Annotated in this window: 25 protein-coding genes, 1 tRNA gene and 1 pseudogene; 11 read left to right on the forward strand and 16 right to left on the reverse strand. The window is 73.5% G+C overall.

Translation table 11 applies throughout. The features are described from left to right. Window positions 1–53: 53 nt before the first annotated feature. Genes ACVMYR_RS26625 through ACVMYR_RS26640 form a run of 4 tightly spaced genes read right to left on the reverse strand, consistent with a single transcriptional unit; the run spans window position 54 to window position 5,401 of the window. Window positions 54–2,186, reverse strand: coding sequence for an alpha-galactosidase (locus ACVMYR_RS26625; RefSeq protein ID WP_457123047.1), 2,133 nt, complete (start codon window positions 2,184–2,186; stop codon window positions 54–56). Further along, window positions 2,183–3,094 (reverse strand): carbohydrate ABC transporter permease, encoded by a 912-nt coding sequence (locus ACVMYR_RS26630; RefSeq protein WP_077936909.1) that lies wholly within the window; start codon window positions 3,092–3,094, stop codon window positions 2,183–2,185. Before ACVMYR_RS26630 ends, ACVMYR_RS26625 begins: the two co-directional genes overlap by 4 nt. Beyond that, a complete protein-coding gene (locus tag ACVMYR_RS26635) occupies window positions 3,091–4,047 on the reverse strand; it encodes a carbohydrate ABC transporter permease (RefSeq protein ID WP_077936910.1) in 957 nt (318 codons plus the stop codon). Before ACVMYR_RS26635 ends, ACVMYR_RS26630 begins: the two co-directional genes overlap by 4 nt. Window positions 4,048–4,069: 22 nt before the next feature. Continuing rightward, window positions 4,070–5,401: an ABC transporter substrate-binding protein gene (locus tag ACVMYR_RS26640; RefSeq protein ID WP_353898897.1), complete on the reverse strand. Its 1,332-nt coding sequence runs from the start codon at window positions 5,399–5,401 to the stop codon at window positions 4,070–4,072. A gap of 286 nt (window positions 5,402–5,687) precedes the next feature. Here ACVMYR_RS26640 and ACVMYR_RS26645 point away from each other — a divergent pair, with 286 nt between their 5' ends. The 3 genes from ACVMYR_RS26645 to ACVMYR_RS26655 all read left to right on the forward strand — a co-directional run bounded on the left by ACVMYR_RS26645 (window position 5,688) and on the right by ACVMYR_RS26655 (window position 9,679). Continuing rightward, complete coding sequence (locus tag ACVMYR_RS26645; protein WP_457123048.1) at window positions 5,688–7,724, forward strand: beta-galactosidase; 2,037 nt, start codon at window positions 5,688–5,690, stop codon at window positions 7,722–7,724. After that, window positions 7,690–8,463, forward strand: coding sequence for a DeoR/GlpR family DNA-binding transcription regulator (locus tag ACVMYR_RS26650; protein ID WP_091286446.1), 774 nt, complete (start codon window positions 7,690–7,692; stop codon window positions 8,461–8,463). The genes ACVMYR_RS26645 and ACVMYR_RS26650 overlap by 35 nt, the downstream gene beginning before the upstream one ends. A 202-nt stretch (window positions 8,464–8,665) precedes the next feature. Then, window positions 8,666–9,679, forward strand: coding sequence for a sporulation protein (locus ACVMYR_RS26655; protein WP_396793325.1), 1,014 nt, complete (start codon window positions 8,666–8,668; stop codon window positions 9,677–9,679). A gap of 82 nt (window positions 9,680–9,761) precedes the next feature. Here ACVMYR_RS26655 and ACVMYR_RS26660 read toward each other — a convergent pair whose 3' ends face one another. Beyond that, on the reverse strand, window positions 9,762–10,157 hold the full coding sequence (locus ACVMYR_RS26660) for a hypothetical protein (protein WP_043962619.1): 396 nt from the start codon (window positions 10,155–10,157) through the stop codon (window positions 9,762–9,764). Between the two features lie 305 nt (window positions 10,158–10,462). Between ACVMYR_RS26660 and ACVMYR_RS26665 the strand changes: the two genes are divergently transcribed. Then, entirely contained in the window at window positions 10,463–10,870 is a 408-nt protein-coding gene (locus ACVMYR_RS26665; RefSeq protein ID WP_077936918.1) for a hypothetical protein, read from the forward strand. Window positions 10,871–11,024: 154 nt separating this feature from the next. Here the strand turns inward: ACVMYR_RS26665 and ACVMYR_RS26670 are convergent, their stop codons facing one another. After that, window positions 11,025–13,241: a HelD family protein gene (locus tag ACVMYR_RS26670; protein ID WP_457123120.1), complete on the reverse strand. Its 2,217-nt coding sequence runs from the start codon at window positions 13,239–13,241 to the stop codon at window positions 11,025–11,027. A 262-nt stretch (window positions 13,242–13,503) separates the two neighbouring features. On the opposite strand from ACVMYR_RS26670, the gene ACVMYR_RS26675 reads away from it, so the two are divergent. Continuing rightward, window positions 13,504–14,130 carry an SGNH/GDSL hydrolase family protein gene (locus tag ACVMYR_RS26675; protein WP_396793327.1) on the forward strand — a complete coding sequence of 209 codons (627 nt, stop codon included), beginning with the start codon at window positions 13,504–13,506 and terminating at the stop codon, window positions 14,128–14,130. A 44-nt stretch (window positions 14,131–14,174) separates the two neighbouring features. Here the strand turns inward: ACVMYR_RS26675 and ACVMYR_RS26680 are convergent, their stop codons facing one another. Both ACVMYR_RS26680 and ACVMYR_RS26685 read right to left on the reverse strand, forming a co-directional pair. Beyond that, entirely contained in the window at window positions 14,175–15,998 is a 1,824-nt protein-coding gene (locus tag ACVMYR_RS26680) for a tetratricopeptide repeat protein (protein ID WP_457123049.1), read from the reverse strand. Between the two features lie 57 nt (window positions 15,999–16,055). Next, on the reverse strand, window positions 16,056–16,517 hold the full coding sequence (locus ACVMYR_RS26685; RefSeq protein WP_077936924.1) for a MarR family winged helix-turn-helix transcriptional regulator: 462 nt from the start codon (window positions 16,515–16,517) through the stop codon (window positions 16,056–16,058). Window positions 16,518–16,566: 49 nt separating this feature from the next. Here ACVMYR_RS26685 and ACVMYR_RS26690 point away from each other — a divergent pair, with 49 nt between their 5' ends. Both ACVMYR_RS26690 and ACVMYR_RS26695 read left to right on the forward strand, forming a co-directional pair. After that, window positions 16,567–17,088 carry a VOC family protein gene (locus tag ACVMYR_RS26690; protein ID WP_043962622.1) on the forward strand — a complete coding sequence of 174 codons (522 nt, stop codon included), beginning with the start codon at window positions 16,567–16,569 and terminating at the stop codon, window positions 17,086–17,088. A 61-nt stretch (window positions 17,089–17,149) separates the two neighbouring features. Continuing rightward, window positions 17,150–18,067, forward strand: a complete 918-nt coding sequence (locus ACVMYR_RS26695) for a hypothetical protein (RefSeq protein ID WP_457123050.1) — start codon at window positions 17,150–17,152, stop codon at window positions 18,065–18,067. Here ACVMYR_RS26695 and ACVMYR_RS26700 read toward each other — a convergent pair. Beyond that, entirely contained in the window at window positions 18,033–18,578 is a 546-nt protein-coding gene (locus ACVMYR_RS26700) for a potassium channel family protein (protein WP_077936920.1), read from the reverse strand. The two genes, ACVMYR_RS26695 and ACVMYR_RS26700, sit on opposite strands and share 35 nt — an antisense overlap. 140 nt (window positions 18,579–18,718) lie before the next feature. Beyond that, on the reverse strand, window positions 18,719–18,898 hold the full coding sequence (locus ACVMYR_RS26705) for a DUF4236 domain-containing protein (protein WP_007075522.1): 180 nt from the start codon (window positions 18,896–18,898) through the stop codon (window positions 18,719–18,721). Window positions 18,899–19,215: 317 nt separating this feature from the next. On the opposite strand from ACVMYR_RS26705, the gene ACVMYR_RS26710 reads away from it, so the two are divergent. Continuing rightward, complete coding sequence (locus ACVMYR_RS26710; protein ID WP_091286462.1) at window positions 19,216–19,755, forward strand: flavin reductase family protein; 540 nt, start codon at window positions 19,216–19,218, stop codon at window positions 19,753–19,755. Window positions 19,756–19,819: 64 nt separating this feature from the next. On the opposite strand, the gene ACVMYR_RS26715 is transcribed toward ACVMYR_RS26710, so the two are convergent. After that, window positions 19,820–20,275 carry an RrF2 family transcriptional regulator gene (locus ACVMYR_RS26715; RefSeq protein WP_043962626.1) on the reverse strand — a complete coding sequence of 152 codons (456 nt, stop codon included), beginning with the start codon at window positions 20,273–20,275 and terminating at the stop codon, window positions 19,820–19,822. 21 nt (window positions 20,276–20,296) lie between these two features. Beyond that, the gene (locus ACVMYR_RS26720) at window positions 20,297–21,199 is read right to left on the reverse strand and encodes a helix-turn-helix transcriptional regulator (RefSeq protein ID WP_457123051.1); all 903 of its coding nucleotides are present in this window, start codon (window positions 21,197–21,199) and stop codon (window positions 20,297–20,299) included. A 179-nt stretch (window positions 21,200–21,378) separates the two neighbouring features. Between ACVMYR_RS26720 and ACVMYR_RS26725 the strand changes: the two genes are divergently transcribed. Next, window positions 21,379–22,155 (forward strand): RhlG family 3-oxoacyl-ACP reductase, encoded by a 777-nt coding sequence (locus ACVMYR_RS26725; protein WP_457123052.1) that lies wholly within the window; start codon window positions 21,379–21,381, stop codon window positions 22,153–22,155. 81 nt (window positions 22,156–22,236) lie between these two features. On the opposite strand, the gene ACVMYR_RS26730 is transcribed toward ACVMYR_RS26725, so the two are convergent. Further along, entirely contained in the window at window positions 22,237–22,668 is a 432-nt protein-coding gene (locus ACVMYR_RS26730; RefSeq protein WP_007075525.1) for an SsgA family sporulation/cell division regulator, read from the reverse strand. 296 nt (window positions 22,669–22,964) lie between these two features. On the opposite strand from ACVMYR_RS26730, the gene ACVMYR_RS26735 reads away from it, so the two are divergent. Together ACVMYR_RS26735 and ACVMYR_RS26740 are read left to right on the forward strand one after the other, a co-directional pair. Next, the gene (locus tag ACVMYR_RS26735) at window positions 22,965–23,519 is read left to right on the forward strand and encodes a TIGR02611 family protein (RefSeq protein ID WP_457123053.1); all 555 of its coding nucleotides are present in this window, start codon (window positions 22,965–22,967) and stop codon (window positions 23,517–23,519) included. Window positions 23,520–23,569: 50 nt separating this feature from the next. Further along, window positions 23,570–23,641, forward strand: a tRNA-Val gene (locus ACVMYR_RS26740). A 78-nt stretch (window positions 23,642–23,719) separates the two neighbouring features. Here ACVMYR_RS26740 and ACVMYR_RS26745 read toward each other — a convergent pair. The 3 genes and pseudogenes from ACVMYR_RS26745 to ACVMYR_RS26755 all read right to left on the reverse strand — a co-directional run bounded on the left by ACVMYR_RS26745 (window position 23,720) and on the right by ACVMYR_RS26755 (window position 26,676). Continuing rightward, window positions 23,720–24,941, reverse strand: a pseudogene (locus ACVMYR_RS26745) (tyrosine-type recombinase/integrase). Then, window positions 24,941–25,138: an excisionase family DNA-binding protein gene (locus ACVMYR_RS26750; protein WP_457123054.1), complete on the reverse strand. Its 198-nt coding sequence runs from the start codon at window positions 25,136–25,138 to the stop codon at window positions 24,941–24,943. Before ACVMYR_RS26750 ends, ACVMYR_RS26745 begins: the two are co-directional and overlap by 1 nt. Continuing rightward, window positions 25,135–26,676, reverse strand: a complete 1,542-nt coding sequence (locus ACVMYR_RS26755) for a replication initiator (protein WP_457123055.1) — start codon at window positions 26,674–26,676, stop codon at window positions 25,135–25,137. Before ACVMYR_RS26755 ends, ACVMYR_RS26750 begins: the two co-directional genes overlap by 4 nt. Between the last annotated feature and the right edge of the window lie 9 nt (window positions 26,677–26,685).

The raw sequence follows: 26,685 nt of genomic DNA on the forward strand, positions 1-26,685 counted from the left end.
ACCGGCAGGCACCAGCCTGTGGCCTGCCCGAGGGGGAAGGTCAAGACGGGGGATCAGTCGACCGCGTCGACCTCCAGCAGCAGGGTCTGCTCGGGGTGCAGGGCCGGCAGCTGCAGGCCGACCGAGGCGAGCACCGCGCCCGACAGGGTCACCCCGGGCAGCCAGCCCGGGTCCGTCAGCTGCAGCACCGCCGGCTCCGGCACGCCGGCCGCCGGCCGGACCGCGTACCGGCGGGCCGGGTCGAGCCCCGGCAACCGCAGCGCGCCCGGCACCTGGGCGACCGAGGTGGCGACGCGCGCCACGGCGTACACCGCGTGGGTGAGGTCTGCGGCGACCACGCCGTGCGCCCAGACGGCCGGGTCGGGGTGGTCGACCCGGACGACCCGGCCGGCGTGCAGCAGCGGTCGCAGCCGCTTGTGCAGCGCCACCCAGGCTGCCAGCTCGACCCGGTCGGCGGCGCTTGCCGAGCCGATGTCCCACTCGACGCCGAAGTGGCCGAACAGCGCGGTGGCGGCCCGGAAGCCCAGGTCGTGCACCCGGTGCGTGGTGTGCGAGCGGTCGGGCCCGACGTGGCTGCCGACCAGCTCCGGCGGCAGCAGCAGCCCGGTCCACCGCTGGATGGCCAGCCGTTCCAGGGCGTCGTTGCAGTCGCTGGCCCAGACCCGGTCGGTGCGGCGCAGGATCTCCAGGTCGACCCGCGCGCCGCCGGAGGAGCAGCTCTCGATCTCCAGCCCCGGGTGGCGGGCGCGCAGCTCGTCGAGCAGCCGGTAGGCGGCGGCGGTCTGCGCGTGCACCCCGGGCCGTCCGGCATGGCCGGCCTCCGTGAGGTCCCGGTTGTGGTCCCACTTCAGGTACGCGATGCCGTCGTGGTCGCGCAGCAGGGCGTCGAGCCGCCCCAGCACGTACGCGTACGCGCCCGGGTTGGCCAGGTCGAGCACCTGCTGGTGCCGCCACGCGGGCGGCAGCCGGCCGGGCACCTGGAGCACCCACTCGGGGCGGGCGCGGAACAGGTCGGAGTCGGGGTTGACCATCTCCGGCTCGACCCAGAGGCCGAACTGCATGCCGTGCCCGCGCACGTGGTCGATCAGCGGTTGCAGCCCGCCCGGCCAGACCGTTTCGTCGACGTACCAGTCGCCGAGCCCGGCCCGGTCGTGCCGGCGGCCGACGAACCAGCCGTCGTCGAGCACGAACCGTTCCACCCCGATGGCGGCGGCGTGGTCGGCGAGGGCGCGCAGCCGGTCCAGGTCGTGGTCGAAGTAGACGGCCTCCCACACGTTGAGGGTGACCGGCCGCGCCGAACGCGGGTGCCCCGGTCGGGCGCGCAGGTGGGCGTGCAGCGCGTCGCTGAGCCCGTCGAGGCCGGCGGTCGAGTACGCCGCGTAGAGCAGGGGGGTGGCGTAGGACTCGCCGGGGCCGAGCGTGATCTCCCCGCTGCCCAGCAGCTCGCCGCCGCCCAGCGTGGCGTCCCCGGTGGGCCGCCGTTCGGCGAACGTGACGTGGTCGCCGCTCCACGCGGTGTGCACCGCCCACACCTCGCCGTGCCGGAAGCCGAACCCGGCGGTGCCGGCCACCAGCAGCAGCGTCGCGTCGTGCCCGGTGCGCCCGTGCCGGCCCTCCCGCACCCACGCGCCCATCGGCCACGGGTGCCGCTGCGGCGACCGTTCCCGGCACCACCGGCCGGTCAGGTCGAGCAGCTCGGTGGCGACCGCCGGCACCGGCAGCACGCCGGTCAGCTCCCGCAGCTCGTACGGGGTGTCGCCGTCGTTGCGCAGCCGGTGCCGCAGCAGCACCAGCCCGGCCGGGTCCAGCTCGACCTCGACGGTCAGCGTCAGTGCCGCGTCGGGGTCGCTGGCTGTCACCGCGACCCGAGCGGGACCGTCGGGCTCGTCGGTGACGTCGAGGGCGTCGAGGTGGAACGCCGTGGACCAGGCGGTGTCGGCGCGGTGCCCGGCCAGCCCGGGCCGGCCGCTCCAGCCGGCGCTCGCCTCCGGCAGCAGCGACAGCACGGTCGGGGCGTCGAAGCTGCTCGGCGCCACCGGCGGCACGGTCGCGGCGACCACCGCGGTCAGGTCGTCGGCGGCGAGCGGGCCGAGGTCGGCGCCCCAGTGCGCGACCCGGGGCAGCCCGGGGCCGCGTGCGTCGAGCACCAGGCTGGTCGCGGCCCGGCGCAGGTGGACGATCGTCATCCCTTGGAGGCTCCCAGCGTCAGGCCCCGGACGAACTGCTTCTGCAACAGGAAGAAGATCACCAGGGTGGGGATCGCGACCAGCACGGAGCCGGCCGAGACGAGGTTGTTGTCGGTGAAGAACTCGCCGCGCAGGTTGTTCAGCGAGCTGGTCACCGGGAACTTGTCGCCGGTGCGCATGAGCACGGTGGCCCAGAAGAACTCGTTGTAGATCCAGGTCACCTCCAGGGTGGCCAGCGCCGCCAGCGCGGGTCGGCACAGCGGCATGGTCACCTGCCAGTACTGCCGCCACACGCTGGCCCCGTCGACCATCGCCGCCTCGTACAGCTCGTGCGGCAGGGCCTTCATGTAGTTGCTCAGCACGAAGACGCAGAAGCCGCACTGGAAGGCGACGTTGACCAGGATCAGCCCCCAGTAGCTGTCGTAGAGCAGCTCCGAGTCGCTCATGAACAGCGGCAGCGGCACCTCGGTGAACAGCCGGAACAGCGGGATCAGCAGGGCCTGCTGGGGCAGCAGGTTCGCGGCGGTGAACAGGCCGAGCAGGACGATGTTGAGTTTCCAGCTGAACCGGGCGATGACGAACGCGACGCAGGAGGCCAGGAACAGCGTCAGCAGCACCGCCGGAACGGTGATGTAGACGGAGTTGAGGAAGTGCTTGCCGAACTCGGCGGTGCGCCACGCGGTGACGTAGTTGTCGAGGGTCCAGCCGCCGAGGGAGACGTAGCCGTTGGCGGCGGTGTATTCGTAGGAGCGCAGCGAGGTCAGCACCGCCCAGAGGATCGGGAACAGCCAGCCGACGGCGACCGCGCCCAGGAAGAGGTGCAGGACGACCCGGGCGGGTCGGGGCGGCCGGCGGCGGCGGGTGGACGCGGCGGCGGCCGGTACGCGGGTCGGGGCAGCGGCGGTCACTTCCGGTTCTCCCTCATGACGGTCGCCAGGTAGACGGTGATGAAGACCAGCGAGACGACCAGCATGAGCGTCGCCAGCGCCGAGCCGAAGCCGATGCGGCTGGCCTCGCCGACCACGTTCTGGGTGACCAGCGCGGAGATCAGCTCCAGCCCGTTGCGGCCCTTGTTGACGACCCAGACCAGGTCGAACGCGCGCAGCGACTCGATGACCGTCACCACCAGCACGATGATGTTGATCGGCCGCAGCACCGGGAAGACCACCTTGAAGAAGGTGGTGGCCTCGGACGCGCCGTCGACGGCGGCGGCCTCCCGCAGCGACGGGTCGACGCCCTTCAGCCCGGCGAGGTAGAGCAGCATGATGTAGCCGACGTGCCGCCAGCCGGCGGCGACGAGCACCGCCCAGATGTTGACGTCCGGGTCGCCGTACCAGTCGGTGCTGGTGCCCAGCGCCGCGTTGAGCAGGCCCTGGTCGCGGGAGTAGATGAGCTGCCAGACGAAGCCGATGAGCGCCAGCGAGAGCACCACCGGCAGGTAGAGCGCGGTCTGGTAGAACCGGCTGCCCCGGATCTCCTTGTCCAGCAGCACGGCGAGGAACATGCCGAACGGGGTGGCGACCACGAACAGCGCCGCGAGCCAGAGCAGGTTGTTCTGCACGGCCGGCACGAACGGCGGATAGATGTTGATCACGTCGGAGTAGTTGCGGCCACCGACCCACTCGATCTCGCTGATGGGGCCGATGCCGTCCCAGTTCGTGCCGGACAGCGCCACCGTGGCCACGGCCGGAAACCACACCAGGCCGACGACCAGCAGCAGCGGTACGAGCACCATCAGCGCGATCACCACGCGGTCGGTGCGGGACAGGAGCCGTGGCCCGCGGCCGCGACCACCCTTGCGGGCGGTCGCGGCCGGCGACGACACGGCGGGATCCGCTTGGATCAGGGGCAGGTCGGACACGTGTCCTCGCCTCTCGCCGTCGTCAGTCGGTGAAGATCGACTTCTTCTGGTTCTCGATGCTGGTGAGCAGCCCGCTGATGTCCTTCGGGTCCTTGATGAACTGCTGGATGGCCGGGATCATCACGGTGGAGGCGAAGTCGGGCCGGGTGTCCCGGTCGAGGAACTGGGCGATCTCGGTGGCCGAGCCGACCAGTTCGGCGGCCTTCTTCTGCAGCGCGGTGTAGCCGCTGACGTCGGCGCCGCTGTTGGCCACCAGCGTGCTCGGGTCGTTCTTGACGGTGACGTTGGCGGCGTCCTTCGAGCCGAGGTATTCCATCAGCTTCTTGGCGTTGGCCTCGGACTTCGGCTTGCGGGCCATCATGTAGCCGTCGATCGGCGCGTCCAGGGCCTTGGCCCCGATCGCCGGGTCGATCTCGGGGAAGGTGAAGAAGTCGAGGTCGTCCTGCTCGTCGTTGCTGAACTGCTGGCCGACGAAGAGGCCGAGGAGGTACATGCCGGACTTCTTCTGCTGCAGCGACTGGGCCGCCTCCTGCCACGTCCGGCCGAGGCTGTCGGCCTGGTGCAGCGGCAGCAGCCCCGCCCACGTGTCGAAGACCTTCTTCACCTTGTCGGAGGTCCACGCCTCCTTGCCGGCCATCAGGTCGACGTGGAACTGGTAGCCGTTGATCCGCAGGTTGAGGATGTCGAAGGTGCCCATCGCCGGCCAGCCGTCCTTGTCGCCGAAGGCGATCGGGTTGAGGCCGTCCTTCTTCATCTGCGCGCCGAGGGCGTTCAGCTCGTCGAGGGTCTTCGGCACCTGGTAGCCGCGCTGCTGCCACACCGACTTGCGGTAGAACATCGCCCACGGGTAGTACGACGCCGGCACGAAGTACTGCTTGCCGTCGTCGCCGGTCGACGCCTTCTTGAACGCGTCGGAGTAGCCGGAGAGCTTGCCCCACACGTCGCTGACGTCGCCGGCCAGGCCCTTCGCCGCGAAGAACCGCATGCGGTAGCCGGCGAACCAGGTGTAGACGTCGTCCGGCTTGCCCTGCAGGTAGTTGTTGATGTTCTCCTGGAACGTGTTGTGGTCGACCGTGTTGATCGCGACCTCGACGCCGGAGGCGGTCTGGAACCCGGCCATGACCTTGGCGATCACGTCCTTGGGCTTGGGGTCGGACTGGTTCGAGCCGAGCGACACCGTCTTCGACTCCGCCCCGCCGGACTCGGAGTCCGAGCCACAGCCGGCGAGCAGGCCGGTGCCGAGCAGGGCGCCCGTGCCGGCCGCGCCGGCCAGCAGGGAGCGCCGGCGCAGGCCGGCGACGGACGGGGGTACGAGCCGGGCGAGGTACTCGGCCTGGGTGCGGGGACGGGACATGGTGCCTCCTGCGGCTGAGAAGGGGTGCGGCACCCGGGGGAGGGGTGGTGGGGGTGGTGGGGCGGTCGGCGTTCGGGAATGCCACAGCGGATCCACCGTGAACCCACATCAGCGAACACGAACGGCCATAGGCGCCTCAAGCTACTCGTCCGTCGGGCGCTGTCAAGGGTCGATCTGTCGATCGAAACCGCGCTGTGACAAGGGGATCGACGCGGTAAACGTTGTAAAGAACCGCGATGTTGAAAAGTGTTGACTTGGGTGAGCCGCGCGGGCACGCTGTGCCCTCATGCGGGATCGACACGACACCGGCTGGCAGGGCGACGGCATCTACTACGGCGCCGACTACAACCCCGAGCAGTGGCCCGAGCAGACCTGGGCCGAGGACGTGGAGCTCATGCGCCGGGCCGGGGTCAACCTGGTCTCCGTCGGCATCTTCTCCTGGGCCCTGCTGGAGCCCACCCCCGGCACGTACGACTTCGGCTGGCTCGACCGCGCCCTCGACACGCTGCACGCCGGGGGCATCTCGGTCGACCTCGCCACCGCCACCGCCAGCCCGCCGCCGTGGCTGGCCCACGCCCACCCCGAGACGCTGCCCCGCCGCGCCGACGGCACCGTGCTGTGGCCGGGCGGCCGGCAGGCGTACTGCCCCAGCTCGCCGGTGTTCCGCGAGCGCTCGCTCGCCCTCGTCGAGGCCGTCGCCACCCGCTACGCCGACCACCCCGCCGTGGTGATGTGGCACGTCTCCAACGAGCTGGGCTGCCACAACGTGCACTGCTACTGCGACGTGAGCGCGGCGGCGTTCCGGGGCTGGCTGCGCGAGCGCTACGGCGACCTGGCGGCCCTCAACGAGGCGTGGGGCACCCTCTTCTGGAGCCAGCGCTACGGCGACTGGGCCGAGATCAACCCGCCGCGCGCCGCGCCGACCTTCGCCAACCCCACCCAGCAGCTCGACTTCCTGCGCTTCTCCTCCGACGAGCAGCGCGCCCAGCTGCGCGCCGAGCGCGACCTGCTCAAGCGGATCGTCGCCCAGCCCGTCACCACCAACTTCATGGTGGGCATGAGCAAGCACATGGACTACCACTCCTGGGCCGCCGACGTGGACCTGGTCGCCACCGACCACTACCTCACCGCCGCCGACCCGCAGTCGCACGTCGGGCTGGCGCTGGCTGCCGACCACACCCGGGGCGTCGCCGGTGGCGCGCCGTGGCTGCTCATGGAGCACTCCACCAGCGCCGTCAACTGGCAGCCCCGCAACGTGGCGAAGGCACCCGGGCAGCTGCGCCGCAACAGCCTCGCCCACGTCGCCCGGGGCGCCGACGGGGTGCTGTTCTTCCAGTGGCGGGCCTCCCGGGCCGGGGCGGAGAAATACCACTCGGCGCTCGTCCCGCACGCCGGGGCGGACACCAAGGTCTTCCGCGAGGTGTGCGGGCTCGGCGCCGACCTCAAGGCCCTCGCCGAGGTACGCGGCAGCCGCGTCGACGCCGACGTGGCGATCCTGTTCGACTACGAGGCGTGGTGGGGCGTCGAGCTGGACTCCCACCCCAGCGTCGACGTCACGTACGCCGACCGGCTCGCCGCCCTGCACGGCGCGCTCTGGCGGGCCGGCGTCACCGCCGACGTGGTGCACCCGTCTACCGACCTGTCCCGCTACCGCCTCGTGCTGGTGCCGACGCTCTACCTCGTCCGCGACGCCGACGCCGAGGCCCTGCACGGCTGGGTCGCCGCCGGCGGCACCGCCCTGGTGACCTACTTCAGCGGCATCGTCGACGAGCACGACCACGTCCGGCTCGGCGGCTACCCCGGCGCGTTCCGGGAGCTGCTCGGCATCCGCACCGAGGAGTTCTTCCCGTTGCGCGAGGGCGAGCGGGTCACCCTCGACGACGGCTCCGCCGCCGACGTGTGGACCGAGTGGCTGCACCCGGCCGGCGCGGAGGTCGTCGCCGCGTACGCCGACGGGCCCCTGCCCGGGGTCCCGGCGCTGACCCGCAACGCCGTCGGCGCCGGCGCGGCCTGGTACGCGGCCACCCGGCTCGACGACGCCGCCACCGACCGCCTGGTGGCCCGGCTGCTGGCCGAGGCCGGGGTCCGGCCGGCCGCCGACGCCCCGCCCGGGGTGGAGGTGGTCCGCCGCCGGGGTGACGGGCGGAGCTGGCTGTTCGTCGTCAACCACACCGACCGCCCGGCCCGGATCGCCGCCACCGGCACCGAGCTGCTTGCGGGCGGCCGGTGCGCCGGGGAGCTGGAGGTCGCCCCGGGCGAGGTGGCCGTGGTCCGGGAGGAGGACTCCGATGCTCGCCCAGCAACGGCAGAGCGCCATCCTTGAGCTGATCCGGCAGCGCGGCGGCGTGCGGGTCAGCCACCTGGTGACCCGCTTCGGCGTCTCCGACATGACCATCCGCCGCGACCTGGAGGCGCTCGCCGAGCGCGGGCTGATCGACAAGGTGCACGGCGGGGCGACCCTGGCCGGGCCCGGCTCGGCCGAGGAGCCCGGCTTCGCCGCCAAGTCGATCCGCCAGCGCGACGAGAAGCGGGCCATCGCCGAGCGGGCCGCCACCCTGGTGGAGCCCGGTATGGCGATCGCGCTCTCCGCCGGCACCACCACGGCCGCCCTGGCGACCCTGCTCGCCGACGTGCGGGGGCTGACCGTGGTGACCAACTCGATCCCGGTCGCCGACGCGCTCTACGCCGACCCGCGCGCCGACCGCACGGTCGTGCTCACCGGCGGCATCCGCACCCCGTCGGACGCGCTCACCGGGCCGGTGGCCGAGGCCGCCGTCAGCACGCTCAACGTCGACGTGCTCTTCCTCGGGGTGCACGGGATGAGCCCGCGCACCGGCTTCACCACCCCCAACCTGCTGGAAGCCGGCATCAACCGGCGGCTGGTGCACGCCGCCCGGCGGCTGGTGGTGCTGGCCGACCACACCAAGTGGGAGACCATCGGCATCGCCACCATCGCCCCGCTCGCCGACGCGGACGTGCTGATCACCGACGCGGGGCTCGACCCGGCCGCCCGCGCCCCGCTCGCCGAGCAGGTGGGCGACCTGGTCGTGGTGGAGGTGTAAGGAAGGGCCCCTTGTTAACGCATACGGTAGAGAAGGGTCCCCTTCTCACGCCCTGGCCACGCGCTTGGGAGTCGCGCCCGGGTCTGGGCGCCGCCGAGCAGGGCGTACGGGGTGTTCCCAGGCATCTCACAGCGGTGCAGGCTAGGGTCGGTCCGGTGAGCTGCGACGCTCCAGGGTGGAGCGCGCACCTGCGGGAGTGGCGATGGTCTTCAAGAAGATGTTGAGCGCGTTCGGGGTGGGCGGTCCGACCGTGGACACCGTCCTGGCGAACCCGAACACCCGGCCCGGCCTGGCCCTCGACGGCCGGGTCAACCTGGTCGGCGGGGAGGCCCCGGCCGCCATCGAGCAGATCGCCGTCGGTCTGGTCACCCGCGTCGAGATCGAGAGCGGCGACAGCGAGTACGCGGGCATCATGGAGTTCCACCGGATGCCGGTCAGCGGGGCCTTCGAGCTCGCCCCGAAGCAGCAGCTGTCAATCCCGTTCCAGCTCCCGGTGCCGTGGGAGACCCCGATCACCGACGTGTACGGCCAGCGCCTGCACGGCATGACGATGGGGCTGCGCACCGAGGTGGCGGTGGCCCGGGCCGTCGACAAGAGCGACCTCGACCAGGTCGCCGTGCACCCGCTGCCGGTGCAGGAGCGCATCCTGGAGGCGTTCGCCCGGCTCGGCTTCCGCTTCAAGGGCGCCGACCTGGAGCGCGGCCACATCCGGGGGGTGCACCAGACGCTGCCCTTCTACCAGGAGATCGAATACTTCGCGGCCCCGCAGTACGCGCAGGTCATCAACGAGGTCGAGCTGACGTTCGTCACCAGCCAGCAGGGCATCGACGTGATCCTGGAGTGCGACAAGCGGGGCGGCTTCCTCAGCGCCGGCCACGACGTCTTCGGCCGCTACACCGTCTCGCACGCCGACGCCGACCGCGTCGACTGGGCGCAGGTGGTCGACGGCTGGCTGCAGGAGACCACGTCGCGTTACGGCGGCCTGCGCGCCCAGGGCTTCGGGGCCCCGCAGGGCTACCCGCCGCAGCACGGCTACCCCACGCACGGCTACCCGACGCAGCACGGCCACGGTCACGGCCACAGCCGGGGGCCGGGGATGGGCGGGATCGTCGCCGGGGCGGCGCTCGGCGCGGTCGGCGGGATGGTCGCGGGCGAGATGATCGAGGACGCCGTCGAGGGCGACTTCGCCGAGGACTGGGGCTTCGGCGAGGAGTAGTTCCGCACGTACGCGAAGAAACGCGACGGTGGCCCGCCGGGAATCCCGGCGGGCCACCGTGCTGCTCGGAGCTGGTCCGGCGTCAGTGCCGGGCCTTGCGCTCCGCGCCGCTGCGGAAGTTGCTGCCGGCCTTGGCCAGGCCCCGGCTACCGAGGTAACCGATGGTCAGCAGCGTGATGAAGAACCAGGCCTGCGGCGCGCGGAAGATGTCCACGCCGACCGAGTTCTTGCCGACCAGGTACGACGCGGCGAGCACGCCGATGACGGAGGCGACGTAGACCCAGAACTCCGTGGTAGCGAAGGCCTGCTTGGTCTCCGTGCCCGGCGCCATCATCGGCTCCCGGTGCCCGTCGTGCATCATCGGCATCGGCCGGGTGGGTGCCTCCTGCATCGCGCGGTTCGGCACGTCGTTCATCGCCCGGTTCGGGGCTTCCTGCGTGCGGTTCATCGGCCTGGTGGATGCAGCCTGCGTGCTCATCTTGTCCTCCTCAGGATGCGATGAGTCCTTACTGCGCTCCCTCGCCCCGCTACCGCGTTTCGGCCACGGCACGGTTCACGTTCGTGGCGGGGGCACCCCCCGACTACCCGGCCGACCCGGCGAGGTAACACCCTCCCGTCGCCGGATAGCAGCAGCTCGCGGGCGGCCTGTGCGGGCCTGTGCGACCTGGCCTGTCGCTCGGGGTGCGGCCCGGCCTGGCGGCCGGTGCGCGCGGCCCCGGCACGTTTGGTCGCCCCCGGGCCGGGCACGCAGGAAGATTCCGACACTTCTGCGAGGTGATGGACGTGCGTGAGGACGACAGGATGCGGGAGTCCGCCCGCAAGGCCGAGGAACGGATCACCGGCGGCGTCTACGGCGAGGGGGCCCTCGACGAGGTCACCGTGCCGCAGACCGACGTGCAGCGGGTCATCCAGGACGAGGACCCGGACGACCCGGCGCACGTGCGGATCGACCCGGCGGTGCTGCGCGACGGCGGCCCCACCCGGGGCCAGGGCGCGATCACCACGACCGGCGGCACGGCCGGGCCCGCGAGCACCCGCCGGGTGGCCCGGCAGCCGGAGCGGCACCCGGGAAAGGTCGCCCCGACCACGACGGGCGACGCGACCACGGGTGGCCTGAGCACCCCGGCGGGCGGCGCGACCAGCGACCAGTCCAGCAGCGCCAGCCAGGTCGGCAACTTCACCGAGGACTGACGCCGCGCCGCAAGCTCCTCCACCACGCCAATCTTGGACAGTTACCGTCCGTTGTAGACGGTAACTGTCCAAGATCCGAAAGGAAGGGGCCGGGCCACGCGGCGGAGGACGCCAAAGTGCCGGCCCATGCGGCGGAGGACGCCGGAGGGGCGGGTCAGGCGGGGCGGAGGATGCCGAGGCGCTGGGTGGCGCGGGTCAGCGCGACGTACAGGTCGCTGTGCCCGCGCGGCGACTCGGCGACGATCCCGTCCGGGTCGATCACCAGGACGGTGTCGAACTCCAGCCCCTTGGCCTGGGCCACCGTCAGCAGCACCACCCGGCTCTCCAGCTCCGGGTGGTCGCCGACGGCCGCCTCGGGCAGGGCCGCCACCAGCGCCGCGCCCAGCGCGTCGACCCGGCCGGCGGGCACGATCACCCCGAGCCGTCCGTCGGTCAGGTCGGCGGCCTCGGTGACCGCGGCGTCGGCCAGCTCGCCGGCCAGCCGGTCGGCGGCGACCGTACGCTCCCACGGCGGCACCCCGCTGCGGCGCACCGAGCGGGGCGGACGCAGGTGCGGGTCGATCTCGGCCAGCACCCCGGCCGCCACCGCCATGATCTCGGCGGGGGTGCGGTAGCTGACCGTCAGCTCCTCCAGCCGCCACCGCTGCGCCACGTACGGCTCCAGGGCCTCGCCCCACGACGGGGTGCCGGCGAGCGCGCCGGTCTGCGCCACGTCCCCGACGATCGTCATCGACCGGCTGGGGCAGCGGCGCATCAGCAGGCGCCAGGCCATCGGCGACAGCTCCTGCGCCTCGTCGATGATGACGTGCCCGAACGCCCAGCTCCGGTCGGCGGCGGCCCGCTGGGCGGTGGTCAGCCCGTCGCTGGACTGCTGCCGCTCCAGCAGCCGGTCGGCGTCCAGCAGGTCGGCCACCCCGAGGATCTCGCCGCCCTCCGCCTCGTCCTCCACGTCGATCGACCGGGAGCCCCGGGCGATCTCCAGCACGCCCTCGGCGTACTCGCGTTGCAGGGCGCGCAGGCGGGCCCGGCGGGCCTCGGCGGCCCGGTCGTCCTCGCCGAGCAGCTCGGCGGCCTCGTCCAGCAGCGGCACGTCGGCCGGGGTCCAGCCGCCCGGCTCGCGGCACAGCGCCGCCCGGTCGGCGTCGCTCCAGCCGGGGGTGGCGGCGGCGATGCGGTCCGGGTCGGCGTAGAGGTCGGCGAGCAGGCGCTGCGGGGTGAGCACCGGCCAGAGCTGGTCCAGGGCGGCCCGCACGCCGGGCTCCTCGCGCAGCTCCCGGCGGATCTCCGCGACGTCGGCCTCCTCCAGGAGGTTGGCCCCGCCGAGCGGGTCCGCGCCGATGCGCTCGGCGACCTGGGCGGCGAGGGCGTGCACGACCTCGACGTCGAAGACCGCCCGGGCGAGGTTGTGCGGCCGTCCGGAGCGCCGGGCCCGGTCCCGGGCGGCCCGCACGGTCTCCGGGGCCAGCGGCAGCACCTCCCGCTCGACCTCGATCTCCAGCGGCTCGTCGGGCACCCACTGCCGGTCCCGCACGGCCGCGGCCAGCACCTCCACCATCTCCGCCCGGCCCTTGAGCGCCGCCGTGGCCGCCGGCTCCGCCCGCCGGGCGCTGACGCCGGGGAACAGGTCCCCGGGGGTACGCAGCAGCACGCCCGTCTCGGCCAGCGCCGGCAGCACCTGGGAGATGTAGCGCAGGAACGTCTCGTTCGGGCCGACCAGCAGCACGCCCCGGGTGGCCAGCTCCCGCCGGTGGGTGTAGAGCAGGTACGCCGCCCGGTGCAGGGCGACGGCCGTCTTGCCGGTGCCGGGGCCACCCTGCACGACCAGGGTCCCGGGCAGGTCGGCGCGGATGATCCGGTCCTGCTCGGCCTGGATGGTCTCGACGATGTCGCGCATCCGGCCGGTGCGGCCGGCGTTGAGCGCGGCGAGCAGGGACGCCTCGCCGGTCAGCTCCTCGTGCGCGGTGGGGGAGGCGGTGGCCAGGTCGAGCACCTCGTCGTTGAGGGCGACCACCTTCCGCTGCCGGGTACGCAGGTGCCGGCGTCGCCGCACGCCCTGCGGGTTGGCGGCGGTGGCCAGGTAGAAGGCGCGGGCGGCGGGGGCCCGCCAGTCCATCAGCAGCGGGTCGTAGTCGCCGCTGGTGTCGAAGATCCCGATCCGGCCGATGTAGTGGCGGGCGCCGTCGTCGGTGTCCAGCCGGCCGAAGCACAGCCCGTTCTCCACGGCGGAGTACTGCTCGACCTGCTCGGCGTACATCTTCACGGCGCTGTCGCGCTGGGACCGGGCCTGCTGGGTGCCGCCGCCGTCGCGTAGCTGTTCGGCGAGCCGCCGGGCGGACTGCTCCCGCAGGCCGTCCAGCCGGTCGTAGAGCATGGAGACGTACTCCTGCTCGTGGCCGATCTCGTCGGCGTGGCCGGTTTCGTCAGCGTGGCCGGTTTCGTCGTCGTTGCGCAGCTCGTCGGGACCCGCGGAGTGCCTTGACAAGCCTTCTCCCTAATAATTAGAATTGCGTCAGGAACGGCATTCTGCACGCCGTTCCTTTTTTGTGCCTGAATTGCCAAAGATACCGCGCGGCGACCCCCCGGCCAAGCGATCGGGGCGGCGCTGCGCCACGGGTCGGGACGGAGTCGCGCGCATGCTGCTGGGTGCCGGTCAACGGATCGTGTTCATCGGGGACAGCATCACCGACTGCGGCCGGCGCGACCACGCCGCCCCCTACGGCGACGGTTACATGAGCCTCGTCCGCGCGTTCGTCGACGCCCGGCACCCGCAGCTCGGGCTGACCTGGGTCAACCGGGGCATCGGCGGCGACACGGTGCGCGACCTCGCCGCCCGCTGGGAGGCCGACGCCGTCGCCGAGCGCCCCGACTGGCTCTGCGTGATGGTCGGCATCAACGACATCTGGCGCGGGTTCAGCCCCGGCCGGGAGGCCGAGGCCGTGCCGATCGACGAATACGAGCGCACCCTGCGCGCCCTGCTGCGCCGGGCCGTGACCACCAGCGGGTGCCGCCTGGTGCTGGCCGACCCGTTCCTCATCGAGGCGGACGTCGACGAGCCGCAGCGCGCCGAGACCGACCGCTACGCGGCGGTGGTGGCCGCCGTCGCCAAGGACTTCGACGCGGTGCACGTCGCCACCCAGGCGGCCTTTGACCGGGTGCTGGCGCACAGCCCGTCGAGCCGCTGGGCCGACGACCGGGTCCACCCGGGACTGCCGGGCCACGCGGTGATCGCGGACGCCTTCCTGGCCGCCATCGGCGCCTGACCCCGCCCGGTTCCGGTTCCGGCCTCTCCCGCCCGGCCGGGCGGTCAGCGGCGGCGGGTGCAGACCTGGCGGCTGCGGCCGACCGTGTCCGCCGACCACACCACCGCGACCGTGAAGCAGTAGTCGTTGGTGCGGTCCAGCCCGTGCACCAGGAAGCTCGTGGTGCCCGCCGGCAGGGTCTCGAACGCGTTCGGCTGCCGCCCGGACGGTGCCCCGGCGAGCACGACGGGCCCGCTGGCCCCGGCCGGGTACGTCCAGCGCAGCGCGATGTTCTCCCGGTTGTCCCGCAGGCTCACCCCGCCCGGCGGGCTGCCGGGGGAGGCGGCGGCCCGGGGGCTGGCCGACCGGCTGCCGGACGACTTCGCGCCGGGGGACCTGCCGGACGGCTTCGCGCCGGGGGACCGGCCCGAGGGCCCCGCGCCGGACGGGTCGGGCTGCGGCGGGGCGGTCGCCGAGGGCGACGGGCCGGGCTCCGGCTCGGTGCCGCCGACGCGGGCCACCCCGGCGACCACCGCCGCCGTGCCCAGCACCACCACGGTCACCCCGGCGAGCACCACGAGCGGGGTGAGCCGGCGCGGCGGGGGCGCGGGCGGGCGGGGGACCAGCACCGGGAGCAGCCGGGCGCGGTCCTGCGCGGGCGGGGGCGGGCCCACGGCGCGTACCCCGGCGGGGGCGTCCGCGCCCGTGCCCGCGAGGCCGAGCACCGCGGGCGGCACGGGGCCCTCCGCCGGCCGGGCCGGCTCCTGCGGCCACCGGTCGTCCCGCTCGGCGTGGGTCGGCCCCGGATCGGCGTACGCCGGGTCGGGGCGGGCGTGCTGCCGGATCCACGGGTCGTCGTCGGCCCAGGGCCCGGCCTCCCCGCCCGCCCAGCGGTCGTCGTCCGGGGGGAGCCGGGGGGCGGGCACCACGGGCGGGGCGGGCTGTTCCTCCGCCGGCCACGACTCCTGCGCCGGCCACGCCGACCGGTACGCCGGAGCGTCGTCGTCGCTCGGGTGGGGCTCCTCGTAGGACGGCCACGTGGTGGTGGGGCGGGGTTCCTCCCGGGGCGGCCACGCCGGCTCGTACGTCGGGGGACCCTCGGCGGCCGTCGCCTCGCGGGCCGCCGGCACCGTGGGCGCGACGGGCACCTCGGGCTCGGGGGCGGGGGCCTCCCGCTCGGCGGCGGGCGCGCGCCCGCAGACGTGGTCCGGGTTGGCGGCGGCGCGGGCCAGGGCCGCCACCTGTGCGGCGAGCGGGTCGTCGGCGGTGAGGTGCTGCCGGCACAGCTCCCGGGCCAGGGTCAGGGTGTCGTGGGAGTCGGCGAACTCCCCGCAGTCGCGCTGCATCGACCCGAGCCGGGCCAGCATCTTGATGCCGCTGGGGTGCCCGTCGCCGTAGACCTCGCGGTGCAGCTCCCAGGCGTCCTGGAGGCGTTCGCGGGCCACCTCGCACTGGCCCCGCGCGTATTCCACCGTGGCCAGGTCGGCGTGGGCGGCCAGCACCCGCAGCGACTCGGGCCCGTCGGACGCGGTCAACTCGATGATGACGTCGGAGTAGAGCCGGGCGGCGCGGGCGTAGCTGCCGACCCGGTGCAGCACCGCCGCGAGGGTGGCCGCCGCCGCCACGGTGCGCGGATCGTCGCGGCCGTGCAGCCGGGTCGCCGCCGCGTACGCGAAGGCGGCCCAGCCGCGCGCGGAGTGCGGCTCGCCCAGCGCTACCAGCACGCGGGCCTGGAGGCCGGCGGCTTCGGCCAGCTCGGGCGAGGCGTGGTCGGGGCGGGGGTCGGCGTCGCTCAGCGCATCGGAGAGCAGCTGTTGCGCGCCGGCCAGGTCGCCGGCGGACACCAGCTGGTGCGCCTGGCCGGTCAATTCACCGAAGGCGGGGGACACGCCCCATCGTGGCCGCACCGCGACAATAAGTACAACCCCCCGACGATCGCGATTCGGTCATCCTTCGGTCAGGTGGTCCAGCATCGTCTCGCTGATCCGGTGCAACTGGTCGACCTGGGCGGGGCTGAGCGCGTCGAAGAGGTGCCGGCGCACCCCCTCGACGTGGCCGGGCGCGGCGGCGGCCAGCGTGGCGAACCCGGCGTCGGTGAGCACGGCGATCTGCCCGCGCCGGTCGGTGGGGCAGTCCTCGCGCCGGATCCAGCCGGACGCCTCCAGCCGGGCGGCGGCGTGCGAGAGCCGGCTGCGGGATGAGCCGGTGGCGTCGGCCAGGTCGCTCATCCGCAGCCGCCGGTCGGGGGCCTCGGAGAGCCGGACCAGGATCTCGTAGTAGGCGTGCGGCATGCCGGCGTCGCGCTGCAGCTCGCGGTCGAGCTTCTCCATCAGCGCCCGCGAGGCGGCCAGGTACGCCCGCCAGGTGCGCTGCTCGTCGGGGTTCAGCCAGCGGGTCATGACCACCATCATACGGGCTATTGTTGAGCGCTCAACTAAATCGCGCTAGGGTGGGGTCATGGGAATCCACCGCCTCAACCACGCCGTCCTCTACGTCAGCGACCTGGAGCGCAGCGTCGCCTTCTACCGCGACGTCCTCGGCTTCCGGGCCATCCCGATGACCCCGGACGGGTTCCGGGGCGCCGCGTTCCTCCAGGCCCCCGGCTCCACCAACGACCACGACCTCGGCCTGTTCGAGATCGGCCGGGCCGCCGGGCGCTCCACCGCCGGCCGGGCCACCGTCGGCCTCTACCACCTGGCCTGGGAGGTCGACACCCTCGACGAGCTGGCCGTCACCGCCCAGCGGCTCGCCGCCGCCGGTGCCCTGGCCGGCAGCTCCGACCACGGCACCACCAAGAGCCTCTACGGCAAGGATCCCGACGGGCTGGAGTTCGAGATCGTCTGGCTGGTGCCGGCCGACCTGCTCGACGACGCCGCGCTCACCGCCCGCAAGCGGATCGGCCGCCTCGACCTCGACCGCGAGCGGCAGCGCTACGGCGGGCAGACCCGGGGCGGCGTCGGGATCTCCGTCCCGGCCTGACCGCCGCGCCGACACCGGGATCGCCGCACCCGCGCGGCGGGCGGTGCGGTAGAACGGCAGGATGCCGACCGACGCCGTCCTCCGCGAGTTGCTCGTCCGACAGCTCGACGCCTGGTTGCCCGCAGCGCTGCACCGCGCGCGGCGGGCCACCCTCGCCCTGGCGTACGCCGGGACCGACGCTGGTGGCGCGGACGCCGCGCTGCGGGTGGTGGGGGAGCACGCCGACCGGCTGCGCGGGTTCCGGCTGACCGTCCTCGTGCTCGCCGAGGGCGACGAGACCCTCCCGGCCCGCCTCGGCGCGGTCGAGTCGACGCTGCCCGCCGAGGTGGCCGTGCACGTGGTGCCCGGCGACCCGGCGCGGCTGCCCGTGGCCCTGAAGGCGGCCGGCGCGGCCGGCGCGCCGCTGCTGACCCTGGCCCATGGCGCGGCACCGACGCCGGCGCTGCTGGCCGCCGCCCGGTCCGGCCGCCCCGCCGACCTGCTGCTGGTCACCGCGCCCGACGCGCCCCTGCGGCCGGCGCTGGACGCCGCCGGCTTCCCGCTGGTGGCCGAGGTCGACCTGCTGGCCGCGCCGCCCCCGCCGGGCTCCGCTGGCGACGAGGGGCTGCGGCTGGCGTTCGCGACCGGGTCGGACCGCAGCCTCCAGGCGTTCAAGGACGCCCTGTGGGCGGCCGACGGGCCCACCGGCGTCCGCTACCGCGACCCGGCCGACCCGCAGGGGCGGGCCGTCGACGTCGGGCCGGAGGTGGACCCGGGGCCGCTGGGCCGGGAACTCCTGGCCGAGCTGGCCCGTGGCCCCCGCACGGTGACCGAGCTGCGCCGGTTCGCCCTCACCTCGACCGTCTACCGGGCGGCGGACGCCAACCGGGCCGTGGCCGACCTGCTCGACGCGGGCGCGGTGGCCCGCGACCCGGAGCACGGCAAGCTCGGCGGGGACGTGCTGATCAGCGCCGTCCGGCCTGGCGGGCCAGCTGCCTGACCACGATGGACACCCCCGTGGTGACCACGCCGATGGTGAAGACCATCTGCACGCAGACCGCGACCCGGGCGAACTGGCCCTGCGCGTGCACGTCGCCGTAGCCGACCGTGGTGAGGGTGGCCAGCGTGAAATAGAGCGCGTCGATCCGGGTGGTCAGGTTGACGAACTCGCCCGGGGCGCTGCGGGCGATCACGTAGTCGGCCAGGGCGAACGCGAGCAGGCCCCCGATCAGGGCTACCGCGAGTTGCAGCAGCGAGCGGACCTGCACCTGCTCGGGGTCGTCGGCCACGGCGAGCTGCCGGCGCACCAGGTGGGTGACCAGCCACGCGTCGACGGCCACCAACGCGACCGTGGCGACGCTGCGCGCGGCCAGCCGCAGCCCGTTCGGGTCCTGCTCGACGGGCACCACGAAGTAGGCACCCAGCAGCAGGAGGGACGCCAACGTCGCCACCCGGCGCTGGCGTCTCGGCGAGTCTTCTCCCGTGCGTTCCGGTGTCCCGTCCCCCGTCATGCGGCGATTCTCCGCCGCCTTTCCGGGCCCCGGCGGCGATTCGGCCAACCCGGGCCGCCCGTCGTGCCGGCGGGGTGCGGGGGGTCAGACACGGAACGGGGTGCCGGTGGACCACCGGCACCCCGTTCCACCCCGGGACGTCACGCCCGGGACTTGTCCTGCTTCCACGACAGCGGGCCGGGCAGGTCGACGCGGTGCGCCTTGGCGCGGGAGTTCCACGACCAGCGGCCGATCTTGATGCTCCAGGACGAGAACCCGTTCTCGGTGAAGTTCAGGATGATCGGGCCGTACTTCTTGCGCTTGCGGAACATCAGACCCATCGCGGGCTCCCTTCGTGACCTTCCCTGCCGTGTCGGACTCGAACATGCCCGCAACGCCGATCCGGGAAACCCACGTCTGTCCGCACTGGACGCCGCCGCAGGACCCGGCCCGATCGAGAATCCCTAGTCAACAGATGGGCGTTCGGATCTTGTTTACGCTGCATGAAACGGATTCACGAGCGGGAAGCGACGCGCATCTCATCCTGTGGTAGGGCGTTGACCGGTCGCCGGAGGCGGCGGCACCATGGGGTCATGGCGCAGCGGGACGGGCTCTTCAGCGGGCACGCCGACCGGCGGCGTCCCGCGCGGCGGCCGGCATGACCACCGTGGACGGGCCCGCGACCGGGCCCACCGAGCTGCGGCCGGTCGACACCGACCTGCTCCGGGCCCTCCTGCACCCGCAGGCGGCCACGGTCGCCGTGGTCACCACGCCCGGCCGCCCCGCCCGCCGGGGCCGGCCCGCGCTGTCCCCGGCCGCGTTCACGGCGACCTCGTTCACCGCCGTCTCGCTGGAGCCGCCACTGGTCTCGTTCTGCCTGGGCACGGCGTCGTCGAGCTGGCCCGCCGTCGCCCGCGCCGAGCACGTGGCCGTGCACCTGCTCGCCGCCGGCCAGCAGGGCGTGGCCCGCGCCCTCGCCGCCGGTGGCCCCGACCGGTCCGCCGCGTGCCCCGGCTGGTCACCCGGCCCGTTCGGGGTGCCGCTGGTCGACGGCGCGCTCGCGGTGCTGCTCTGCCGCGTCGCCCACCGGGTGCCGGCGGGCGACCACGCCGTCGTCATCGCCACGCCGCTGGCCCTCGGCGCGGGGCGGGACGGTGCCCCGCCCGTGCACCACCGGGGCGCGTTCAGCGCGGCGTGACCCCGCCGGCGCGCCGGTGGTGCGCCAGCCGGGCGCGTTCAGTGTGGTCCGACCCCGCCGGGGGTCAGCGGGGCTCCCACGCGTCGGGCCGGGCGATCAGCCGCCGCACGTGGCCCGGCAGCCGACCGCTGGCCATCTCCGCCAGGCTCACCTCGTCGACCACCTGCCGTACCGCCGCCCGCACGGCCACCCAGAGCCGGGGCAGGTTCTCCGCCGCCCCGTCGTAGCTGGTCTCCTCGGGGCGCATGCCCCGCACCCCGGCCAGCGGGCCGTCGACCGCGCGCAGGATCGCCCCTATCGTGATCTCCTTTGGCGGGCGGGCCAGCGTGTAGCCGCCCTCGGCGCCCCGCTGGGCCCGGACCAGCCCGGCCCGGCGCAGGTCCGCCAGGACCGCCTCCAGGAACTTGCGGGGCATGTCCTGCTCCGCCGCGATGGCCTGGGTCGACAGCAGGGAAGGGTACGCGGTGGCCAGGCTCAGGGCCGCCCGTACCGCGTAGTCGCCGCGCGCGGAGATCTGCACCCACTCATCATGCCCGCCCTGTCATCCCCGCCGGGCCGGTGGGCGGCCGTTACCGGCCGGCCCGCCCCGCGCCGACCGGAACGCGCCCGGGCTCAGGCCCACCTCGCGGGTGAAGAACCGGCCGAAGTTCGTCGGCTCCGGGAAGCCGAGCCGGCGACCGATCCGGGCGATCGGCTCGTCGGTCGCGGCCAGCAGCCGGCTGGCCTCCAGCGCCACCCGGTCGTCGATCACCTGCTTCGCGCTGCGCCCGGTCGCCGCCAGGCAGGCCCGGGTGAGGGTACGCACCGAGCAGCCGATCCGGGCCGCATAGTCCTCCACCCGCCGGGTGTGCTGGTAGCCGCGCTCGACCTCCTGGCGGAGCCGGCGGAACGTGGCGTTCTCGGTGCGCGGCCCGGCCCCGGCCCCGGCCGCGTCCCCGCCCGTCGGGGCCGGCGGCAGCAGCGCCAGCCGCAGCAGCAGCACCGCGAGCCGGTGCCGCACCAGCGCACGGGCGGCGGGCACGTCCGGCTGCCGCCGGCAGTCCACCACCAGCTGGGTGACCTCGTTGCGCAGCACATCGGCGTCCTCGCCCGCGAGCTGCCAGTGGGCGGGCACGTCGGCGGCGGCGTCGACGTCGAGGCCCCGCAGGGCCGTGGCCGACCAGCGCACCACCACCGCGTCGAGCCGGGTGGCCTCGCACCGCAGCGCCTGGCCGGGGCGGGCCCGCAGCAGCGTGCCGGGGCGGCAGGGCAGCGGCCGGAAGTCCAGCTCGGCGGTGCCGTGGCCGCCGGTGACGAGGACGACCAGGTCCGCGTCGAGCAGCACCGGGCGTCGCCACTCGACGCCCTCGGCGAGGTCGCCGAGGGCGAGCGTCGTGATGTCGTCGGGTCGGGGTGGGGAGGCGTCGACGCGGGTTGCCGGGGGAAGCTGACCGGAGGGGATCATCGTCTGCGACGGTATCCCGCGCGCGGGACGGTCGCATCCCGGCGGGACTGCCAGGGCCGCTTTGCCTTCCCGGTCGGCCGGGTGGCTTGTCGGGGTGCGGCCGGCGGGCTACGTTACCGATCGGTAGTGCCCGGGTCCGGCGGGTGCCCGGCGGCCCGCCGAACAGCGAGGGGATGGGCATGACGGATCTGTTCTCGGTCGAAGGCAAGACGGTCCTGGTCACCGGCGGGTCGCGGGGGATCGGGCTGATGATCGCCCGGGGCTTCGTGCGGGCCGGCGCGCACGTGGTCATCTCGTCCCGCAAGGCCGACGTGTGCGAGGCCGTCGCCAAGGAACTCTCCGCCGAGGGGCGCTGCGAGGCGATCCCGGCCGACCTCAGCCGCGACGAGGGCGCGCTCGGGCTGGCCGCCGCCGTCCGCGAGCGGACGGACCGCCTCGACGTGCTGGTCAACAACGCGGGGGCGACCTGGGGCGCGCCGCTGGAGGCGTACCCGGAGAGCGCCTTCGACAAGCTGTGGGCCGTCAACGTCAAGGCCGTCTTCCGGCTCACCACCGCCCTGCTGCCCGAGCTGCGGGCGGCGGCGAGCGCCGACGACCCCGCCCGCGTGATCAACATCGGCTCGATCGACGGGATCCGGGTGCCCTGGCTGGAGGTCTACGCGTACTCGGCGACGAAGGCCGCCGTGCACATGCTCACCCGCAGCCTCGCCCACCAGCTCGCCGGCGAGCACATCACCGTCAACGCGATCGCGCCCGGCCCGTTCGAGAGCAAGATGATGGCGTTCGCGCTCGACGACCCGGAGGCGCGGTCGGCCATCGAGAAGCAGGTGCCGCTGGGCCGCATCGGCCGCCCCGACGACATGGCGGGCGCGGCCATCTACCTGTCCTCGCGGGCCGGTGCCTACCTGACCGGCGCGGTCATCCCCGTCGACGGCGGGGTCACGACGCACGGCTGAACGCGCAGCGCGTACCCCGTGGTGTGAAAGCCCGGGGCCGCGCGGACTCGGCAGATCCGCGCGGCCCCGGGTGTGGCGTGGTCAGCGACCGGCGAGCAGCCGGGTCACCGCCGTGTCGACGTCCAGGTGGTCGGCCTCCCGGCCGCGCGGGACGACGACGTAGGTGCGCCGCAGGAAGCGCACCAGGACGCTGCGCGGCACCTCGAACAGGGCGTTGCCGTCCGGGGACGACAGCGCCAGCGCGACGAAGTCCCCGCGCGGGGTGGCCCACGGCCAGACCCGCACGTCGCCGATGCCGGCCGGCTCGTCGAGGCCGGTGACCAGCAGCTCGCGGGCGAACGACCAGCTCACCGCCTCGCCGCCGGCCGATTCGGCATGGAACAGGACATGGACCGCATACGGGTCAGCAGGGTCGTAACGCAGGCTGGCACGCACCGGCAAGGCGGTGGCGTCAGGCGCGACGAGCCTTAGCGACGTCTCGACCTCTACGGTCGTCGGTCGGATGACACTCATGGACGTTCTCCCCCCGGCACCGCTGCGGAACGCGCGTGTCCCGCTTTCCCCATACTCAGGTGCTACCTCTGGCTACGCTCCGCCATACGCTGACTTCACCCTGTGGTGGGAAGAGGGTCGGAAACGCCGCTAGAATGTGAAAATTCTTGTACGATATCCGGTTTTGCCCAATGCTTGATCCCGCCCGGCGTCGGGGTTGGTTCAGACGTCGACTTACTCCGGTAACGTCCAGTGGTCCGATGGAGTGACGGGCCACGGCGACACTGGGGGACGAAATGACCACGAACCGATCCTCAATGGATGTCGCGGCCCGGTCCGGAAACCCGAACGGCGGGGTCCGGGCAGCCGAAAGGCGGGGGTACGCAGTGCCGAAGCAGCAGCGTGGCCGGCGCGGCCCGGGAGCACCCGGCGACGCGACGACCGGGGGTGGGACGGCCGTCGCCGAACGGCGCGGCGGACGCCTACGGCAACGGATCAGCACCACCCTCGACCTGATCCGCGCCAACCCCACCGGCCGCGTCGCCCTCAAGATATTCATCGCCGTCGCCGGTGCGATCGTCGTCACCGTCGGCATCGCGCTCATCCCGCTGCCCGGCCCCGGCTGGCTGCTCGTCATCGCCGGGCTGGGCGTCTGGGCCGTCGAGTTCCACTGGGCCCGCCGGCTGCTCGCCTTCACCCGCCGGCACGTGCACGCCTGGACCCGCTGGGCCACCAGCCGGTCACTGCCCGTGCGCCTCGTCCTCGGGTCCGTGGGCCTCGTCTTCGTCGCCACGGTCGTCTGGCTGTCGCTCAAGTACAGCCTCGGCATCGACCTGGTGGCCCGGGCGCTGCACTACCTCGCGACGCACTGACCCCGGATTCGCGGTCCGGTCCCTCGATCAGGTAGAGTCATCGTCGCTGAGGGCGATTAGCTCAGCGGGAGAGCGCTTCGTTCACACCGAAGAGGTCACTGGTTCGATCCCAGTATCGCCCACGCAGGTTAAAGGCCACTTCCCATTGATGGGAGTGGCCTTTTTGCTGCCCGTACAGCAGCGAAGTACAGCAGTTCTCGTCAGTGCCCGAGTGACTCACCGAGGCGCTTGAGTGCCTCCCGGGTCGCCGTGGACGAGACCTGGGTGTAGATCTCCATCGTCACCGAGAACCGGGCGTGCCGAAGGATCTGCATGGCAACCCGTGGATGCACGTCGAGGTCGGCCAGGAGGGGTGGCACAGGTCCGGCGGGCGTCGTGAATGGTGATCGGCCGGACGCCCGCCCGGTCACACCGCGTCTGCCAGGAACGCTGGAAGTTGCGCGGCTCGATGGGCGTGCCGTAGCGGGTGGTGAATGCGGGGTCGTTCTCATGCCACGCCTTCCCGGCGGCCGCCCGTGCCTCGTCGCGTTGTACGCGTCGCAGCTTCAGTGCGGCCACGCAGATGTCGGGCAGGGGCAGCGTGGCGTCGGACGCCTGGGTCTTGGTGTCGCGGTGCAGGAGTTGCCCGCGTACCCGTTGCAGTTGCCGGCCGATGGTCAGCTCACCGGCGTCGAGGTCGACGTCCGCCCAGGTCAGACCGAGGGCTTCGCCCTTGCGCAGGCCGGTGACGAGGACCAGGGCGTACGCGGCGTAGAGGGGGTCTTCGTCGGCGCGGGCCGATTCGAGGAACCGACGGGCCTTGTCGCTCGACCAGGACCTGCCCCGTCGGCGGCGGACCGTGGCCAGGGTGACCGGCACGGCCGGATTCCGGGTGATGAGGTCTTCGGCCTGGGCGTGGGTGAGGGCGGCCCGCAGCGCGGCCCGGATGTCGCTGACCGTCCGGGGCGACGGGGCGGCCTGGCAGCAGCGGCCCACCGCGCAGCACCGACGCCTCTCCGTCCGGCGGGCGGCGTCCTTGCCCTGGGCGCAGCACTGGCAGGTGCGGGCTACCTGGTTGAGCCAGGTCTGCACGTCCCGGGGCTGGAGCCGGTCGAGCCGCTTTCCCCCGAGGCTGGGGGCGATATAGCGCCGGACGAACGTCTCGTAGGTGGCGTACGTCAGCGGTGCCCGGTTCGGCTGGACGATCTCGGTCAGCCAGTAGGTGAGGAAGCCGCCGACGGTCGGGACGCTGGTCGCCACCGGTCCCTGCTTCGCCTGCTGGTGCAGCTTGATCCACTTGTCGTGCACGGCGTCGCGGGTCTTGCCGTAGACGTACTTGCGGGTGCGCTTTCCGTCGGGCTTGGTGACCCAGACGTACGCGGCGAAGCCGTTGCGGTACGGGAAGATCGAGCCTTCGCCGTTGGCGCGGGTACGGGCGGGCATCAGGCGGCCTCCTGCCGGTCGACCTGGTCGCGGATGTACTCGTCGACCCACTCGGGGAGGATCCGGCGGTACTTGCCGTCCTTGATGGAGCGCAGCTCACCGGTGGCGATCTTCATCTTGACCTTGGAGATGCCGAAGCCGAGCAGGACGGCGACCTCGGCGGGTGAGTACCAGCGCGGGGTGAGAGGTCGGGTCATGCCGCCACCCCCGACCACGCCTCGTGGGCGAGTTCTTCGCGGCCGATGCGTTGGTGTTCGCGGCGTTGGGCGGCAGCGGTGTTGGCGAGCAGGGCGTCCCCGTCGGTGAGCCAGCCGGAGCCGACGAAGGCCAGCGTGCCGACAGTGACGGTGTCGGCGGTGTCGGTGTGCTCGATGCGGCGGTAGGCGGCGCGGTTGTCGCGGAGCTGGCCGAAGGTGACCGAGTAGCGGCGGGCCTTGGTGAGGAAGTGGCCGCCGTATCCGAGCATGTGCGCCCAGCGGCGCAGCCCGGCGTATTCGTTCGCTGTGGTGTCAAGGACGGCTTGACGCTTGCCGGTCGTGTCGGCGGTGCTGGTGCTCGGAGCGTGGGTGGGGCGGCCGAGTCGCCAGCAGGCGTCGATGAGGCGGGCGAGGTGGTCGCCGTCTGGGTCGGCGTAGGCATCGACGGTGTCCGGGGTGAGTCGGGTGGAGCAGTGGCCGGTGACCTCGGTGGACTTCGTGGCGTACTTGGCGAGGTAGGCGGCCACCTTGGCGTCGGTCACGTCGCCGTCGCTGGTGCCGATGCGGCGTACGTCGATCTGCTCGCCCCAGGCGATCGGCCAGCCCTGCGGCCGGTCGGGGTGTGGCGGGGTGGTGAGGTTGATCTGTCGGGTGGCGGTTTGGACGGCGGCGGCGAGGTCGTCGACGGTGATGCCGGCCGGCGGTGGCACCAGGGCGTGCCGGTCGTGCGGGTCGATGCCGTCGAGGCGCAGCAGGACGTGAAAGTGCACCGCGCCCCGGCGCTGCATCTCGGCGACCTTGCCGTGAGACACCCGCACCGGAGGCACCCGCCGGATCCGGCCGGAGTCGGTGACGACCTGGACGTGGGGGATGCCGCGTCGCCGGCACAGGGCGGTGAGGTGGCGTTCGATGGCCTGTTTCGTGCGCCGCCACAGCTCGCTCGAAAAGTGGTTCCAGACGGCCTGGTGGTCGTGGTCGTAGCAGTCCACGCAGAGCGGCCGACCGAGCTGCGGATCGTCGGCGTCGTGGCGGGCGAAGCAGGCCGCGGGCTGCCCGTGCGGGCAGGTACCGGCGGTGCTCCGGGCGCGGCAGGGTGCGGGACGGCAGTCGCAGCACCGCCGGCCGGCGCAGGTGTGTCGGGGGATGTGCCGGTGGTGGACCGGGCCGAAGGACGGCGCGGTGAAGGTGGCGAAGACGACCGGATGCGCGCTGACGGTGGCGGGGATGGTCTTGCCGCCGGTCAGGCCGCAGCGGACGACCTGGAATGCGTCACCGGCGTAGACCCAGGCGCAGTCGGGGCACTGGGCGGCACGGCGGTTGCCGCACGCCTTGTAGAGCGTCCGGTCGGGCAGTTCGTCGGTGTGCCGCTCGGCCAGGACCCGGCCGGTGTCGGGTTCGACGGCGGTGAGGGTGCCGGTCAGGCGGATCGGGCGGGTGCAGCCTCCGGCGGCGCGGGTGTGCTCCAGCCAGCCGAAGTAGTCCGGGGCGGCGGCGCGGTGCAGGGCCTGGGCGTCACGGCCGGCGGTGAGGGTGGGCATGGTTTTCTC

The sequence above is a fragment of the Micromonospora sp. PTRAS2 genome (assembly GCF_054052245.1).

Excerpts from the sequence above, each read along its gene's own strand:
- ACVMYR_RS26625 (WP_457123047.1), bottom strand. The coding sequence starts at position 2,186 with ATGACGATCGTCCACCTGCGCCGGGCCGCGACCAGCCTGGTGCTCGAC.
- ACVMYR_RS26640 (WP_353898897.1), bottom strand. The coding sequence starts at position 5,401 with ATGTCCCGTCCCCGCACCCAGGCCGAGTACCTCGCCCGGCTCGTACCC.
- ACVMYR_RS26645 (WP_457123048.1), top strand. The coding sequence starts at position 5,688 with ATGCGGGATCGACACGACACCGGCTGGCAGGGCGACGGCATCTACTAC.
- ACVMYR_RS26650 (WP_091286446.1), top strand. The coding sequence starts at position 7,690 with ATGCTCGCCCAGCAACGGCAGAGCGCCATCCTTGAGCTGATCCGGCAG.
- ACVMYR_RS26655 (WP_396793325.1), top strand. The coding sequence starts at position 8,666 with ATGGTCTTCAAGAAGATGTTGAGCGCGTTCGGGGTGGGCGGTCCGACC.
- ACVMYR_RS26660 (WP_043962619.1), bottom strand. The coding sequence starts at position 10,157 with ATGAGCACGCAGGCTGCATCCACCAGGCCGATGAACCGCACGCAGGAA.
- ACVMYR_RS26670 (WP_457123120.1), bottom strand. The coding sequence starts at position 13,241 with ATGCTCTACGACCGGCTGGACGGCCTGCGGGAGCAGTCCGCCCGGCGG.
- ACVMYR_RS26675 (WP_396793327.1), top strand. The coding sequence starts at position 13,504 with ATGCTGCTGGGTGCCGGTCAACGGATCGTGTTCATCGGGGACAGCATC.
- ACVMYR_RS26685 (WP_077936924.1), bottom strand. The coding sequence starts at position 16,517 with ATGGTGGTCATGACCCGCTGGCTGAACCCCGACGAGCAGCGCACCTGG.
- ACVMYR_RS26690 (WP_043962622.1), top strand. The coding sequence starts at position 16,567 with ATGGGAATCCACCGCCTCAACCACGCCGTCCTCTACGTCAGCGACCTG.
- ACVMYR_RS26695 (WP_457123050.1), top strand. The coding sequence starts at position 17,150 with ATGCCGACCGACGCCGTCCTCCGCGAGTTGCTCGTCCGACAGCTCGAC.
- ACVMYR_RS26700 (WP_077936920.1), bottom strand. The coding sequence starts at position 18,578 with ATGACGGGGGACGGGACACCGGAACGCACGGGAGAAGACTCGCCGAGA.
- ACVMYR_RS26705 (WP_007075522.1), bottom strand. The coding sequence starts at position 18,898 with ATGGGTCTGATGTTCCGCAAGCGCAAGAAGTACGGCCCGATCATCCTG.
- ACVMYR_RS26710 (WP_091286462.1), top strand. The coding sequence starts at position 19,216 with ATGACCACCGTGGACGGGCCCGCGACCGGGCCCACCGAGCTGCGGCCG.
- ACVMYR_RS26720 (WP_457123051.1), bottom strand. The coding sequence starts at position 21,199 with ATGATCCCCTCCGGTCAGCTTCCCCCGGCAACCCGCGTCGACGCCTCC.
- ACVMYR_RS26725 (WP_457123052.1), top strand. The coding sequence starts at position 21,379 with ATGACGGATCTGTTCTCGGTCGAAGGCAAGACGGTCCTGGTCACCGGC.
- ACVMYR_RS26730 (WP_007075525.1), bottom strand. The coding sequence starts at position 22,668 with ATGAGTGTCATCCGACCGACGACCGTAGAGGTCGAGACGTCGCTAAGG.
- ACVMYR_RS26735 (WP_457123053.1), top strand. The coding sequence starts at position 22,965 with ATGGATGTCGCGGCCCGGTCCGGAAACCCGAACGGCGGGGTCCGGGCA.
- ACVMYR_RS26750 (WP_457123054.1), bottom strand. The coding sequence starts at position 25,138 with ATGACCCGACCTCTCACCCCGCGCTGGTACTCACCCGCCGAGGTCGCC.
- ACVMYR_RS26755 (WP_457123055.1), bottom strand. The coding sequence starts at position 26,676 with ATGCCCACCCTCACCGCCGGCCGTGACGCCCAGGCCCTGCACCGCGCC.